General features: G+C 71.5%; 11 protein-coding genes, 1 tRNA gene and 1 other RNA gene. 8 read left to right on the top strand and 5 right to left on the bottom strand.

Going from position 1 to position 13,748, the window contains the following annotated elements:
* Window positions 1-10: 10 nt before the first annotated feature.
* Entirely contained in the window at window positions 11-2,737 is a 2,727-nt protein-coding gene (aceE, locus tag ACWGO8_RS18180) for a pyruvate dehydrogenase (acetyl-transferring), homodimeric type (RefSeq protein WP_452044356.1), read from the bottom strand.
* A gap of 170 nt (window positions 2,738-2,907) precedes the next feature.
* Between aceE and ACWGO8_RS18175 the strand changes: the two genes are divergently transcribed.
* The gene (locus ACWGO8_RS18175; RefSeq protein WP_452044355.1) at window positions 2,908-3,363 is read left to right on the top strand and encodes a peroxiredoxin; all 456 of its coding nucleotides are present in this window, start codon (window positions 2,908-2,910) and stop codon (window positions 3,361-3,363) included.
* A gap of 25 nt (window positions 3,364-3,388) precedes the next feature.
* Here ACWGO8_RS18175 and ACWGO8_RS18170 read toward each other — a convergent pair whose 3' ends face one another.
* The gene (locus ACWGO8_RS18170) at window positions 3,389-4,087 is read right to left on the bottom strand and encodes a hypothetical protein (RefSeq protein ID WP_452044354.1); all 699 of its coding nucleotides are present in this window, start codon (window positions 4,085-4,087) and stop codon (window positions 3,389-3,391) included.
* Window positions 4,088-4,164: 77 nt separating this feature from the next.
* On the opposite strand from ACWGO8_RS18170, the gene ACWGO8_RS18165 reads away from it, so the two are divergent.
* From ACWGO8_RS18165 to rnpB, 4 genes are all read left to right on the top strand, one after another.
* Window positions 4,165-4,237: transfer RNA gene (locus ACWGO8_RS18165), tRNA-Val, on the top strand.
* Between the two features lie 64 nt (window positions 4,238-4,301).
* Window positions 4,302-5,120, top strand: a complete 819-nt coding sequence (locus ACWGO8_RS18160) for a Nif3-like dinuclear metal center hexameric protein (RefSeq protein ID WP_452044353.1) — start codon at window positions 4,302-4,304, stop codon at window positions 5,118-5,120.
* Window positions 5,121-5,157: 37 nt separating this feature from the next.
* Complete coding sequence (locus ACWGO8_RS18155) at window positions 5,158-5,895, top strand: zinc ribbon domain-containing protein (protein WP_452044352.1); 738 nt, start codon at window positions 5,158-5,160, stop codon at window positions 5,893-5,895.
* 85 nt (window positions 5,896-5,980) lie between these two features.
* An RNA gene (rnpB, locus tag ACWGO8_RS18150) (RNase P RNA component class A) lies at window positions 5,981-6,356 on the top strand.
* 25 nt (window positions 6,357-6,381) lie between these two features.
* On the opposite strand, the gene ppgK is transcribed toward rnpB, so the two are convergent.
* Window positions 6,382-7,140 (bottom strand): polyphosphate--glucose phosphotransferase, encoded by a 759-nt coding sequence (ppgK, locus tag ACWGO8_RS18145; RefSeq protein ID WP_452044351.1) that lies wholly within the window; start codon window positions 7,138-7,140, stop codon window positions 6,382-6,384.
* A 55-nt stretch (window positions 7,141-7,195) separates the two neighbouring features.
* Complete coding sequence (map, locus tag ACWGO8_RS18140) at window positions 7,196-8,059, bottom strand: type I methionyl aminopeptidase (protein ID WP_452044350.1); 864 nt, start codon at window positions 8,057-8,059, stop codon at window positions 7,196-7,198.
* A gap of 11 nt (window positions 8,060-8,070) precedes the next feature.
* Between map and ACWGO8_RS18135 the strand changes: the two genes are divergently transcribed.
* Window positions 8,071-8,256, top strand: coding sequence for an SPOR domain-containing protein (locus ACWGO8_RS18135; RefSeq protein ID WP_376954633.1), 186 nt, complete (start codon window positions 8,071-8,073; stop codon window positions 8,254-8,256).
* Window positions 8,257-8,304: 48 nt separating this feature from the next.
* Here the strand turns inward: ACWGO8_RS18135 and panB are convergent, their stop codons facing one another.
* Entirely contained in the window at window positions 8,305-9,192 is an 888-nt protein-coding gene (panB, locus tag ACWGO8_RS18130; protein WP_452044349.1) for a 3-methyl-2-oxobutanoate hydroxymethyltransferase, read from the bottom strand.
* Window positions 9,193-9,279: 87 nt separating this feature from the next.
* On the opposite strand from panB, the gene ACWGO8_RS18125 reads away from it, so the two are divergent.
* Both ACWGO8_RS18125 and ACWGO8_RS18120 read left to right on the top strand, forming a co-directional pair.
* Window positions 9,280-10,617, top strand: a complete 1,338-nt coding sequence (locus tag ACWGO8_RS18125; RefSeq protein WP_452044348.1) for a glutamine synthetase family protein — start codon at window positions 9,280-9,282, stop codon at window positions 10,615-10,617.
* Between the two features lie 10 nt (window positions 10,618-10,627).
* A complete protein-coding gene (locus ACWGO8_RS18120; RefSeq protein WP_452044347.1) occupies window positions 10,628-13,645 on the top strand; it encodes a bifunctional [glutamine synthetase] adenylyltransferase/[glutamine synthetase]-adenylyl-L-tyrosine phosphorylase in 3,018 nt (1,005 codons plus the stop codon).
* Window positions 13,646-13,748: the final 103 nt, after the last annotated feature.

The raw sequence follows: 13,748 nt of genomic DNA, 5'->3' as shown, positions 1-13,748 counted from the left end.
GGGTCGCCTGCTAGCTCTCGCCGCCGGCCGTTCCGGTGGTGCCGGCGTTCACGTCGTGGAGCCGGTACTTCTCGATGGCCTGCGCCGGGAGCGACCGGTCGACCTCGCCGCGGTCGGCGAGGAGCTGGAGCGTGCGCACCACGACCGACGGTCCGTCGATCTTGAAGAAGCGACGCGCCGCCGGACGCGTGTCCGAGAACCCGAAGTCGTCGGCGCCGAGCGTCGCGAAGTCGCCGGGCACGTAGGCGCGGATCTGGTCGGGGACGGCGTGCATGTAGTCCGACACGGCGACGAACGGTCCGCCGGAGCCCGAGAGCTTCTGCGTCACGTAGGCGCTGCGGCGCTCGGCGTCGGGGTTGAGGAAGTTGTGCTCGTCGGCGGCCACGCCGTCGCGACGGAGCTCGGCCCAGCTCGTGACCGACCAGACATCCGCCGACACGCCCCAGTCGTTCGCGAGCAGTTCCTGGGCCTCGATGATCCACGGCACGGCGACGCCCGAGGCGAGCAGCTGGGCCTTCGGCCCCTGCACGCTCGACTCCGAGAGGCGGTGGATGCCGCGCACGATGCCCTCGACGTCGACGCCCTCGGGCTCGGCGGGCTGCACGAGCGGCTCGTTGTACACCGTGAGGTAGTACATGACGTTGGGATCGGGGTGGTTGCCGCCGTACATGCGGTCGAGGCCCGAGCGCACGATGTGCCCGATCTCGTAGCCGTAGGCGGGGTCGTACGAGACGACCGCCGGGTTCGTCGATGCGAGCAGCGGCGAGTGTCCGTCGGCGTGCTGCAGGCCCTCGCCGGTCAGCGTGGTGCGGCCGGCAGTGGCGCCGATCATGAAGCCGCGCGCCATCTGGTCGCCCGCCGCCCAGATCGCGTCGCCCGTGCGCTGGAACCCGAACATCGAGTAGAACACGTAGATCGGGATGAGCGGCTCGCCCTCGGTGGCGTACGACGTGCCGACCGCGGTGAACGCGGCGAGCGCGCCCGCCTCGTTGATGCCGACGTGCACGATCTGTCCCTGCGGGCTCTCCTTGTAGGCGAGGAGCAGCTCGCGGTCGACCGACGTGTAGTGCTGGCCGTTCGGGTTGTAGATCTTCGCGTTCGGGAAGAACGCGTCCATGCCGAACGTGCGCGCCTCGTCGGGGATGATCGGCACGATGCGGTTGCCGAAGTCCTTCGCCCGCATGAGGTCCTTCAGGAGTCGCACGAACGCCATCGTCGTGGCGATCTCCTGCGTGCCCGAGCCCTTCTTCGCGATCGCGTAGGCCGAGTCGTCGGGCAGCGTGATGGCGGTGTGGCTCGTGCGGCGCTCGGGCAGGTAGCCGCCGAGCTCGCGCCGGCGCTCGTGCAGGTAGCGGATCGACTCGTCGTCGTTGCCCGGGTGGTAGTACGGGGGCAGGTACGGGTTCTCCTCGAGCTGCGCGTCGCTGATGGGGATGCGCATCGCGTCGCGGAAGGTCTTGAGGTTGTCGAGGGTCATCTTCTTCATCTGGTGGGTCGCGTTGCGACCCTCGAAGGACGGACCCAGGCCGTAGCCCTTGATCGTCTTCGCGAGGATGACCGTCGGCTGGCCCTTGTGCTCGGTCGCCGCCTTGAACGCCGCGTAGACCTTGCGGTAGTCGTGACCGCCGCGCTTGAGGTTCCAGATCTGCTCGTCGGAGAGGTCCTTGACGAGCTCGAGCGCACGCGGGTCGCGGCCGAAGAAGTTCTCGCGCACGTACGCGCCGGACTCCGCCTTGTAGGTCTGGTAGTCGCCGTCGGGCGTGACGTTCATCAGGTTGCGCAGGGCGCCGTCGTGGTCGCGGGCGAGCAGGTCGTCCCACTCGCGGCCCCAGACGACCTTGATGACGTTCCAGCCGGCGCCGCGGAAGAAGCTCTCGAGCTCCTGGATGATCTTGCCGTTGCCGCGCACCGGTCCGTCGAGGCGCTGGAGGTTGCAGTTGATGACGAACGTGAGGTTGTCGAGTCCCTCGTTCGCGGCGACCTGCAGCTGGCCGCGACTCTCGACCTCGTCCATCTCGCCGTCGCCGAGGAACGCCCAGACGTGCTGGTCGGACGCGTCCTTGATGCCGCGGTTGGTGAGGTACTTGTTGAGCTGCGCCTGGTAGATCGCGTTGATCGGGCCGAGGCCCATCGACACGGTCGGGAACTGCCAGAAGTCGGGCATGAGCCGCGGGTGCGGGTACGACGACAGGCCGTTCGGCGCGTGCGACTTCTCCTGGCGGAAGCCGTCGAGCTGGTCGGAGCTGAGCCGGCCCTCGAGGAACGCACGGGCGTACATGCCGGGGGAGGCGTGGCCCTGGAAGAACACCTGGTCGCCGCCGCCGGCGTGGTCGGGGCCGCGGAAGAAGTGGTTGAAGCCGACCTCGTAGAGCGCGGCGCTCGAGGCGTACGTCGAGATGTGGCCGCCGACGGCGATGCCGGGACGCTGCGCCCGGTGCACGAGCATCGCGGCGTTCCAGCGGATCCAGGCGCGGTAACGGCGCTCGACCTCCTCGTCGCCGGGGAACTCGGGCTCGTTCTCAGGGGCGATGGTGTTGAGGTAGTCGGTGGTGGGCACCATCGGCACGCCGAGGTGCAGCTCCTTCGAGCGCTTCAACAGGCTGAGCATGATCTCGCGCCCGCGCTGGTGCCCCTTCTCGGCGACGAGCGCGTCGAGCGATTCGGCCCATTCCGACGTCTCCTCGGGATCGGAGTCCATCGCCTCGACCGAGTAGGGGTCCTGGTCGTTGACAGTCACACTCGACCTCTCTCTTCAGCAGGTCTTGCCTGCGGCTGGGGGCGTGCGCACGACGAAGCGACCGGTTCGCGGTCGGGTGGCACCACGCCATCCTAGTGATTCTATGCCCGGTGCGTCGGGGCTAGGCTGGGCGCCGTCCAGCCCCCGTCTCCACTGGGAGGAACGGCCCGATGATCCTCGGCCCCGGCGCGATCGCCCCCGATTTCACGCTCGCCAACCAGTTCGGCCAGCCGGTCTCGCTCGCGGACTTCCGCGGCGTGAAGCCGGTGACGCTCGTGTTCTTCCCACTCGCGTTCTCGCGCACCTGCCAGGGCGAGCTCTGCGAGCTCCGCGACCACCTCGAGCTGTTCGAGGACTCGGGCACCGAGCTGCTGGGCGTCTCGGTGGACTCGAAGCACGCGCTGCGGGCGTGGGCGGAGGAGCAGGGCTACGGCTTCCAGCTGCTCGCGGACTTCTGGCCGCACGGCGAGGTGGCGCGCGCGTACGGCGCGTTCCTCGACGAGCGCGGCTACGCCAACCGGGCCACGTTCGTGATCGACGTCGACGGCGTCATCCGCTCGAGCTTCGCGACCGCGCCCGGCGAGGCGCGCACGCTCGAGCAGTACCGGGCGGCCCTCGCGGGCTGACGGATGCCGCGGCATCCGCCCGCCCTCAGTCGAGGATGCCGACCGACCGCGCGATCACGAGCGCGAGGATCACGAACCCGCCGAACGCCTGCAGCCCCATGAGGAGCTTCGTGCGCTGTCGCAGCGGCATCGCGTCGCTGGCGCTGAACGCCATGCTGTTCGAGAGCGAGGTGTAGAGGTAGTCGATGAAGCGCGGCGTCCAGTCGATGCGCGCCGCCGAGCCCTTGGCCACCTCTTCGATGGTCGTCTCGTCCTCGTCCTGCGAGAAGCGGAAGTCGGCCGGCGGGATCTCGATGCGGGCCCACGCGGTGCGCACCACGGGACCGCCGCGGTCGAGCTCCCAGTAGAGCAGCGCGAACCCGATCACGTTCGCGACCCACACCTGCAGCGCGGCGAGCAGCAGCCCGGGTGCGTTGTGGTGGCCCTCGACGAGCTTGTACACGAGGATCACGAGCGCGACCTGGTTGATGAGCACGAGCAGCGCGACGAAGGCGACCGACACCATGCGGTACCACCGCGTCTGCTTGCGCAGCCGGTGCGGGTTGAGGAAGCTCAGCGTCACGAGGAAGGCGAGGCCGGCCGCCACGAGGACGAATCGCTGGCTTCCGAAGATCTCGTTCGGCAGGAACGCGTAGAGCGCCAGCGCCGACACCAGCGCGACGACGGCCGGCCACCGGTACTCGGGCTGGGCCGTGCGACTCGGATGCTGCGCCACGACCTCCATGGGCGTGAGTCTATGGACGCTCCGATAGCATGGGCGTGCGCCGCGCGGCGTGGGCGCGAGCCCGTCGCGTCGGCAGGGGGCCTTTAGCTCAGTTGGTAGAGCGCCACGTTTACACCGTGGATGTCGTCGGTTCGAGCCCGGCAGGGCCCACCGTCGGATGCCGCGGGCCGCTGCACCGGCCGTGCCGCCGAGCCGCGCCGCTAGGCTGGGGCGCGTGCCAGTCGTTCTCGCCGAGGTCTTGACCACGATCGATCGGCTCTGGCCGCTCGAGGGCGCCGAGCCGTGGGATGCCCCGGGCCTCGTCACGGGCGATCCCGCCGCCGCGATCGAGCGGGTGCTCTTCACCGTCGACGCCGTCGCGGGCACGGTCGACGAGGCGGTGGAGCTCGGCGCGGACCTGCTCATCGCGCACCACCCGCTGCTGCTGCGCGGCGTCACGTCGATCGCCGAGGACCGCTACAAGGGCGCCCTCCTGGCCCGACTCATCCGCGCCGGCTGCGCGCTCGTCGCCGCCCACACGAACGCCGACGTGGTCGACCAGGGCACCTCGGCCGTGCTCGCGTCCCGGCTCGGGCTCGTCGACGTGCGGCCGATCGTGCCCGGCGCAGACGCCGCGCTCGGGCTCGGCCGTATCGGCCGGCTGCCCGAGCCGATGAGCCTCGGCCGGCTGGCGCGCGTCCTCGCGGAGATCCTGCCGCCGACCGCCACGGGCGTTCGTGCCGCGGGCGGTTTCGACGACCCGGTCGAGGTCGTCGCGCTCTGCGGCGGCGCCGGCGACTCGCTGCTCGGCGACCCGCTCGTTCGCGGCGCCGACGTCTACATCACGGCCGACCTCCGGCACCACCCGGCCTCCGAGGCGCGCGAGCAGGCGCTCCTGGGCGGGGGACCGGCCCTCATCGACGTGTCCCACTGGGCGAGCGAGTGGCTCTGGCTCGATGCCGCCGCCGCGGAGCTCCGCGACGCCCACCCCGAGCTCGACGTCCGCGTGAGCGAGCTCCGCACCGACCCCTGGGACTTCCAGGTCGTGCAATGATGACCACTCCCGCACCGTCCCCCACGAGGAGCACCACGTGAAGGCCAGCCCCGCCGACCAGCAGGAACTGCTCAGGCTGCAGTCCCTCGACACCCGACTGCAGCAGCTCGCGCACCGACTCGGCGCCCTGCCGCAGGCCGCCCCGCTCGCCGAGCTCGCCAAGCGCGACACCGCCGTGCGCGGCACCCGCGCCGAGGCCGTGGGCGGACTCGAGGACGCGCGCGCCGAGCTGACGCGGCTGGAGTCCGACGTGGCCGTGGTCGAGGCGCGCATCGCGCGCGACGGCGACCGCCTGCAGCACACCTCGTCGACGAAGGACGTCGCCGCGCTCGAGGCGGAGCTCGCGTCGCTCGCCCGACGGCTCTCCGACCTCGAGGACCAGGAGCTCGCCGTCATGGAGAAGGTCGAGACCGCCGAGGCGGCCGTCGCCGGCATCGACGCCGAGCGCGCGACCATCGCCTCGGAGGCCGCGGCCCTCGAAGCCGAGCGCGACGAGGCGGCATCCGGGCTCGGCACCGAGCGCGACGCCGCCGAGCGCGACCGGGCCGTCGTCGCGGGCGGCGTGCCGGCCGAGCTCCTCACCTTCTACGAGCAGCGTCGCCTCCGCGGCGGGGGAGTCGGTGCCGCCCTGCTGCGCCAGCGCACCTGCAGCGGCTGCACGATCACGCTCACCGGCTCCGACCTCGAGCAGGTGCGGCGTGCTGCGCCCGACGACGTGCTGCAGTGCCCCGAGTGCGACCGCATCCTCGTGCGCACCGACGAGTCGGGGCTCTGAGCCGCGCCGGACGACTCGGCCCGCGGCGGTCGAGCCGGAGCGTCGAGCCCGGGCACAGCTCCGCCCTGTAGCCTTGGAGGGCGAGCGGGTCGGCAAGACGGTCGCGTCATCCGAGCGATCGGATGCCGAGGAACGTCCGGGCTCCGCAGGGCAGGACGGTGGGTAACACCCACCCGGGGCAACCCGCGAGACAGTGCCACAGAAAGCAGACCGCCTCGGACGCGAGTCCGGGGTAAGGGTGAAACGGTGGGGTAAGAGCCCACCAGCGGCCGCGGTGACGCGGTCGGCTCGGTAAACCTCGTCCGGAGCAAGGCCAGACAGGGAACGATGGGGCTGCCCGTCCCGTTCCCGGGTAGGCCGCTGGAGGGCTGCGGCGACGCAGCTCCGAGAGAGATGGCCGTCCAGCCGGTGTCGCGCAAGCGCCCGGTGAACAGAACCCGGCGTATCAGCCGGCCCGCTCGCACCACTCGGCCGGCGTGACGCCCGTCAGCGAGTGGCGAGGGCCGCGGCGCCCAGGATGCCGGCGTTGTTCCGGTGCACGGCGGGCACGATCTTCGTCTTCAGGTCGAGCAGCGGCAGGAACTCCTCGCTGTGCTTCGACACGCCGCCGCCGACGATGAACAGGTCGGGCGTGAACAGGAACTCGACGAACGAGTAGTACCGCTGCAGCCGCTTCGCCCACTTCTCCCAGCTCAGCGACTCGCGCTCCATCGCGGCGTACGCCGCCTTCTTCTCGGCGTCGTGCCCGTCGATCTCGAGGTGCCCGAGCTCGGTGTTCGGCACCAGCACGCCGTCGTAGATGAGCGCCGACCCGATGCCGGTGCCGAGCGTGGTGAGGATCACGAGCCCGTCGACCCCGGCGGCCGCGCCGTAGCGGACCTCGGCGAAGCCCGCGGCATCCGCGTCGTTGATGAAGTGGATCTCGCGGCCGAGCGCCTGCTCGAAGAGGTCCTCGGCCTGCAGGCCGATCCACTCGTCGGAGATGTTCGCGGCCGACAGCGTGTAGCCGCGCTTCACGATCGCGGGGAAGCAGACGCCGAGCGGGAGCTTCTCGCTGCCCGACAGCTGCGCGTCGATCTGGTCGACGAGCTCCTCGGTGGCCTTGAGCATGTCCTTCGGGCGTCCGCCCTCGGGGGTCTTCACCTTGAGCCGCTCGCTGACGAGTTCGCCGGTGCCGAGGTCGACGACCGCCCCCTTGATGCCCGTGCCGCCGATGTCGATGCCGATCGCGTGGTCAGTCGCCATGGCGCCACACTATCGCGCGACCATCGCCGGATACCGGCGCGGCCCCGGCGGTGCTTCAGGGGAGCGTCAGGATCTCCGCGCCGCGCTCGGTCACGACGAGGGTGTGCTCGAACTGCGCGGTGAGCGCGCGATCGCGCGTGACGACCGTCCAGTCGTCGTCCCAGACGTCCCATTCGATGGTGCCGAGCGTCAGCATCGGCTCGATGGTGAACACCATCCCGGGCTCCATGACGGTGTCGAACTCGGGCGCGTCGTAGTGCGGGATCACGAGGCCCGTGTGGAACGCGCGACCCACCCCGTGGCCCGTGTAGTCGCGCACGACTCCGTACCCGAACCGCCTCGCGTACGCCTCGATCGCACGGCCGATGACGTTCACCTGACGACCGGGGGCCACCGCGCGGATGCCGCGGGCGAGCGCCTGCTCGGTCCGCTCCACGAGCAGTGACGCCTCTTCGCTCGCCTCGCCGACGAGGAACGTGCGGTTGAGGTCGCCGTGGTGGCCGTCGAGGTAGGCGGTGACGTCGAGGTTCACGAGGTCGCCGTCCTCGAGCACGGTGTCGTCGGGGATGCCGTGGCAGATCACCTCGTTCACCGACGTGCACGAGGACTTCGGGTAGCCGCGGTAGCCGAGCGTCGAGGGGTAGGCGCCCTGGGCGACGACGTGGTCGTGCGCGATGCGGTCGAGCTCGTCGGTCGTGACGCCGGGCGCGATGGCGGATGCCGCCGCCTCGATCGCCTGCGCGGCGATCCGTCCGGCGGCGCGGATGCGCTCCACCTCGTCTGGCGAGTAGCGGTCGCCGGCCGTGTTCGGCGCGGGGGCGGGGCGCCCCACGTACTCGGGTCGGGGGATGCCGGCGGGGACCCGGCGCGGCGGCGACAGGCGTCCGGGGATGAGGTGGCCGGCGGCATCCTTGGGCATAGGATCACCCTATGGCGCAGGATGTGGAGCACCAGTACTGGTACAACATGAAGACCGGCGAGGTGGAGCAGGGCTTCCAGTCGCCCGCCCCCGACCGTGTCGGGCCCTTCGAGACCCGCGCCGAGGCCGAGCGCGCGCTGGAGATCCTGCGTGCGAACAGCGCGAAGTGGGCCGAGGAGGAGGCCGCCGAGGACTAGGCGGCCGCGGCACCCACGTCCATCGCGACCGTCACACCGCCCCGACGGTCACTCGTAGCTGTGCTCGGCGTTCGGGTAACTGCCCGCCTCGACGTCGGCGCGCCACTCGCGTGCGGCCTGGGCGAGGGTGCCCGACAGGTCGGCGTACTGCTTGACGAACTTCGGCACGCGCCCGACCGTGAGGCCGGCCCAGTCGGTCCAGACGAGGAGCTGCCCGTCGGTGTGCGGGCCGGCGCCGACGCTGATGGTGGGGATCTCGAGGAGCTCCGTCACCTGGCGCGCGGCGTCGGCCGGCACCATCTCGAGCACGACGGCGAACGCGCCGGCGTCCTGCACCGACTTCGCGTCGGCGAGCAGCTGCTGCACGCCATCGCCACGCCCCTGGATGACGTGTCCGCCCAGGCCGTGCTCGCTCTGCGGCGTGTAGCCGATATGGGCCATGACCGGGATGCCCGCCTGCACGATGCGGCGGATCTGCTTGTGGCTGCGTTCCCCGCCCTCGAGCTTCACGGCGTGGGCGCCCGTCTCCTTCATGAACCGCACCGCGGTGTGCAGCGCGTCCTCGGGGCCGTTCTCGTAGGAGCCGAACGGCATGTCGGCCACGACGAACGCACGCTTCACGGCGCCCGCGACCGCCCGCGTCAGCGGGATGAGGTCGTCGACCGTGACGCGCAGCGTCGTGTCGTAGCCGAGCACGTTGTTGCCGGCCGAGTCGCCGACCAGCAGGAAGTCGATGCCCGCCTCGTCGAAGATGCGCGCGGTGAGCATGTCGTAGCTCGTGAGGCCGGTGATCTTGATGCCCTCGCGCTTCGCGTTCTGGAAGTGCCGAGTGCGCACGCGCTTCGGTCCTCCGGATGTCGCGGCGCCCCCGTACGGGTTCGTCTCCGCCGCGGGGTGAGTCGCGGATGCTGCGTCGTCAACGGGCTGCTCTGACATGCCGCCAGTCTGGCACACGCGGCATCCGTGCCCGGCTTCTCGCCCGGCCCCGAGCCGCTACCCTGAGAGGTGCGAGAGAGGGTGTGGATGGATAAGCAGCGCGACTTCGTTCTCCGGACCATCGAGGAACGAGGAGTCAAGTTCGTACGGCTCTGGTTCACCGACGTGGTCGGCACCCTGAAATCGGTGGCGATCGCACCCGCGGAGGTCGAGGGGGCGTTCACCGAGGGCATCGGGTTCGACGGGTCCGCGATCGAGGGCCTCAGCCGCACCTTCGAGTCCGACCTGCTGGCCTTCCCCGACCCGACGACCTTCCAGACGCTCCCGTGGCGCGGTGACATCGATCCCACCGCGCGCATGTTCTGCGACATCACGACGCCCGACGGCGAGCCCGCCGTCGCCGACCCGCGCAATGTCCTCAAGCGCACGCTCGCACGCGCCGCCGACCGCGGGTTCACGTTCTACACGCACCCCGAGATCGAGTTCTACCTGCTGCGCTCGTCGAAGTACGGCGAGGAGGGCCCCGTGCCCGTCGACTCCGCCGGCTACTTCGACAACGTGCCCGGCGGCACCGCGCACGACTTCCGCCGTCGCAGCGTGCGGATGCTCGAAGACCTGGGCATCTCGGTGGAGTTCAGCCACCACGAGGCCGGGCCCGGCCAGAACGAGATCGACCTGCGGTACGCCGACGCGCTCACCACGGCCGACAACATCATGACGTTCCGCACGGTGATCAAGGAGGTGGCGATCGAGCAGGGCGTCTACGCCACGTTCATGCCGAAGCCGTTCTCGCAGTATCCCGGCAGCGGCATGCACACGCACCTCTCCCTCTTCGAGGGCGATGCGAACGCGTTCTACGAGGCCGGTTCGCAGTACCAGCTGTCGAAGATCGGCCGGCAGTTCATCGCGGGCCTGCTGCGGCACGCGAACGAGATCTCGGCGGTGACCAACCAGTTCGTCAACTCGTACAAGCGCCTGTGGGGCGGCGACGAGGCGCCGAGCTTCATCTGCTGGGGCCACAACAACCGGTCGGCGCTCGTGCGCGTGCCGCTCTACAAGCCCAGCAAGGGCCAGAGCGCGCGCGTCGAGTACCGCGCGATCGACTCTGCCGCCAACCCGTACCTCGCGTTCTCGCTGCTCCTGGCCGCGGGCATGAAGGGCATCGAGGAGGGCTACGAACTGCCGCCGGAGGCCGAGGACGACGTGTGGGCGCTCACCGACAGCGAGCGTCGCGCGCTGGGCTACCACCCGCTGCCCGCGAGCCTCGACCACGCGATCGAGTACATGGAGGAGTCGGAGCTCGTCGCCGAGACGCTCGGCGAGCAGGTCTTCAACTACGTGCTGGCGAACAAGCGCGCCGAATGGCGCGACTACCGTTCGCAGGTGACGACGTTCGAGCTGCAGCGCAACCTCGAGATCCTCTGACACGCACCGGATGTCACGCCAGGCCCCGACCCTCGGCCGGCTCGCACGCGCGGGCTTCGACGACCTCGACCCCGCCGCGGCCGGCCTCGAGGCGCTCGCCTCGGCGACGGGCCTCGACGACGAGGCGCTGCTCGAGGCGTTCGCGCACGCAGGCGACCCCGACGAGGCGCTGAACGCCACCCTGCGACTGCAGGAACGAGCGCCCGACGAGGTGGCGGCCGTGCTCGCGCACGACGCGTCCGCGGAGCGCATGGCGCGGCTGCTCGGCGCGTCACGTGGCTTCGCCGACGTACTGGCGCGGCATCCGCGCGAGCTCGCCGTGCTGCAGCAGGTGCCGATGGCGCCACTCGGCACCGACGAGGCGCGGGCGGTGCTGCTGCAGGCCCTCGACGAGGTCGACGTGCCGGCCGGGCGGTACCTCGAGGCGGCCGCGGCCGCGATCCGGGTGCGCTACCGGCGGCTGCTCGCGGCGATCGCCGTCTACGATCTGACCCGCGCCGACGCGATCGAGGCAGTCGACACGGTCGCGTCGGGCCTCGCCGACCTCGCCGGCGCGGCGCTCGATGTCGCCGTCGTCGCCGCGCGCCGGGCGACCGCGCGGGCGGAGGGCGAGGCCGCCGCTCCGGGGAGGTACCCCGCCGCCGAGGTGGAGGCGACCCGCCTCGCGATCATCGGCATGGGCAAGGCCGGAGCGCGCGAGCTCAACTACGTGAGCGACGTCGACGTGATCTTCGTGGCGGAGTCCGCCGACGAGGACGTCGTCGCGACGCCACGCGCCCTCGACATCGCCACGCGTCTCGCCATGGTGGCCATGCGGGTCATCTCGGAGCCCGGCATCGAGCCCCCGCTCTGGGAGGTCGATCCCAACCTCCGCCCCGAGGGCAAGGACGGCGCGCTCGTGCGCACGCTCGAGTCGCACCTGCAGTACTACGACCGCTGGGCGAAGAGCTGGGAGTTCCAGGCGCTCCTGAAGGCCCGTCCGCTCGCCGGCGATCGGGAGCTGGGGGAGCGGTACGCCGCCGGCGTCGCGCCCAAGGTGTGGGCGAGCTCCAGCCGCGAGGGCTTCGTCGAGTCGGTGCAGCGCATGCGTGAGCGGGTCACCCAGCACATCCCGGCCGACGAAGTCGACGTGCAGCTGAAGCTCGGTCCGGGCGGCCTGCGCGACATCGAGTTCACCGTGCAGCTGCTGCAGCTCGTGCACGGGGCGACGGATGCCGCGATCCGCCAGCCCGGCACGCTGCCCGCGCTGTCGGCCCTCGCCGAGCACGGCTACGTCGGTCGCGAGGAGGCGGCGGAGTTCTCCCGCGACTACCGCATCCTGCGCGTGCTCGAGCACCGGCTGCAGCTCGCCCGACTGCGCCGCACGCACCTGATGCCCCGCGGTGCCGCCGAGTTGCGCGCCCTCGCGCGGTCTTCGGGCCTCGGGCGCAGCGCCGACGACCTCACGGCCAGGTGGCAGGCGACCCGGCAGCGCGTCCGCGGCCTGCACGAGCGCCTCTTCTATCGCCCGCTGCTCTCGGCGGTGGCCGCGCTGCCGGCCGAGGGCCTCGGGCTCACGAGCGAGCAGGCCGAAGCGCGCCTGCGTGCCATCGGCTTCCGCGACCCGCGCGGCGCGCTCGCGCACATCGGCGCGCTCACCGCGGGCGTCTCGCGCCGCGCGACCATCCAGCGGCACCTCATGCCGGTGCTCATCTCCTGGTTCGCCGACGGAGCCGACCCCGACTACGGACTGCTCGCGTTCCGCCGCGTGAGCGACACGCTCGGCACCACGCACTGGTACCTGCGACTGCTGCGCGACTCGTCCGATGCCGCGCTGCGCCTCACGCGCGTGCTCTCGGGATCGCGCTTCGCGGGCGAGCTCCTCGAGCGCATCCCCGAGGCCGTGGCCTGGCTCGAGGACGTCGACGAGCTCCGCCCCCGCTCGCTCGCCGCGCTCGACGACGAGAAGCGGGCGGTGCTCGGCCGTCACGGCGACGCGGATGCCGCGGTGAAGGTGTTCCGCGCCATCCGCCGCCGCGAGGTGCTGCGCCTCGCGCTGTCGGCGATCCTCGACGTCTGCACGGTCGAGGAGCTCGGACACGGCCTCTCCGACGTCACGCAGAGCCACATCGCCGCGATCGTCGAGGCGATCCGCGGCGAGGAGCCCGACGGCGTCGAGTTCGCCGTCATCGGCATGGGCCGGTTCGGCGGGCGCGAGCTCGGCATCGGATCGGACGCCGACATCGTCTACGTGTTCCGGCCGGCGGGCGCCGAGCCCGAGGCGGCGCAGGCCCGAGCGCTGCGCATCGTGGCCGACCTCGTCCGGCTCACCGAGGACGCACGGCTGCCGTTCGAGCTCGACGCCGACCTGCGCCCCGAGGGACGGAACGGCGTCGTCGCGCGGTCGCTCGACGCCTACCGCGCCTACTACGCGCGCTGGTCGCTCACGTGGGAGGCGCAGGCGCTGCTCCGCGCCCGGGGCGTCGCCGGCGACGAGGCGCTCATCCGCGACTTCATGGAGCTCGCCGACTCGGTGCGCTATCCCGCGGGGATCTCGGATCGCGACGTCCGCGAGGTCAAGCGCATCAAGGCGCGCGTCGAGAACGAGCGCCTGCCCCAGGGCGCCGATCCCACGCGTCACCTCAAGCTGGGTCGGGGCTCGCTGTCGGACGTCGAGTGGTTCGTGCAGCTCGTGCAGCTCCAGCACGGGGCGGAGGAGCCGTCCCTCCGCACGCCGTCGACCCTGGACGCGCTGGCGGCGGCCGTCGAGCATCGCCACATCCCGGCGCGCGACGCGGAGACGCTGCGCGCCGCGTGGATGTTCGCCTCGCGGGCGCGCTCGGCGCTCACGCTCTGGCTCGACCGCACGACCGACGTGCTGCCCGTCGAGCGCTCGCAGCTCGAGGGCGTCGCCCGCATCATGGGCTACCCGCCCGGCTCGGCGTCGAGCCTCGAGAGCGACTACCTCGCGCTCACGCGCCGCGCGCGCACCGTCTTCGAGCGCGGGTTCTACGGCGTCGAGCCACGTCGCGAGCCGACCACGGGCTGAGCGTCGGAAACCGAGGATTCCTCGCACCGAGTGAGGGCGCGCGTGGAAGCGCCCGGTCATGACGAAGCCCCTCCCGGCGGACCGGGAGGGGCTTCGTGTTCGG

This window comes from Agromyces sp. NPDC055661, from assembly GCF_053618135.1.
This window is presented reverse-complemented; position numbering and strand designations above follow the sequence as displayed.

Bases quoted from the DNA above. Each gene is read 5' to 3' on its own strand.
- ACWGO8_RS18175 (WP_452044355.1), top strand. From the start codon at position 2,908: ATGATCCTCGGCCCCGGCGCGATCGCCCCCGATTTCACGCTCGCCAAC.
- ACWGO8_RS18170 (WP_452044354.1), bottom strand. From the start codon at position 4,087: ATGGAGGTCGTGGCGCAGCATCCGAGTCGCACGGCCCAGCCCGAGTAC.
- ppgK (WP_452044351.1), bottom strand. From the start codon at position 7,140: ATGGCGACTGACCACGCGATCGGCATCGACATCGGCGGCACGGGCATC.
- map (WP_452044350.1), bottom strand. From the start codon at position 8,059: ATGCCCAAGGATGCCGCCGGCCACCTCATCCCCGGACGCCTGTCGCCG.
- ACWGO8_RS18135 (WP_376954633.1), top strand. From the start codon at position 8,071: ATGGCGCAGGATGTGGAGCACCAGTACTGGTACAACATGAAGACCGGC.
- panB (WP_452044349.1), bottom strand. From the start codon at position 9,192: ATGTCAGAGCAGCCCGTTGACGACGCAGCATCCGCGACTCACCCCGCG.
- ACWGO8_RS18125 (WP_452044348.1), top strand. From the start codon at position 9,280: ATGGATAAGCAGCGCGACTTCGTTCTCCGGACCATCGAGGAACGAGGA.
- ACWGO8_RS18120 (WP_452044347.1), top strand. From the start codon at position 10,628: ATGTCACGCCAGGCCCCGACCCTCGGCCGGCTCGCACGCGCGGGCTTC.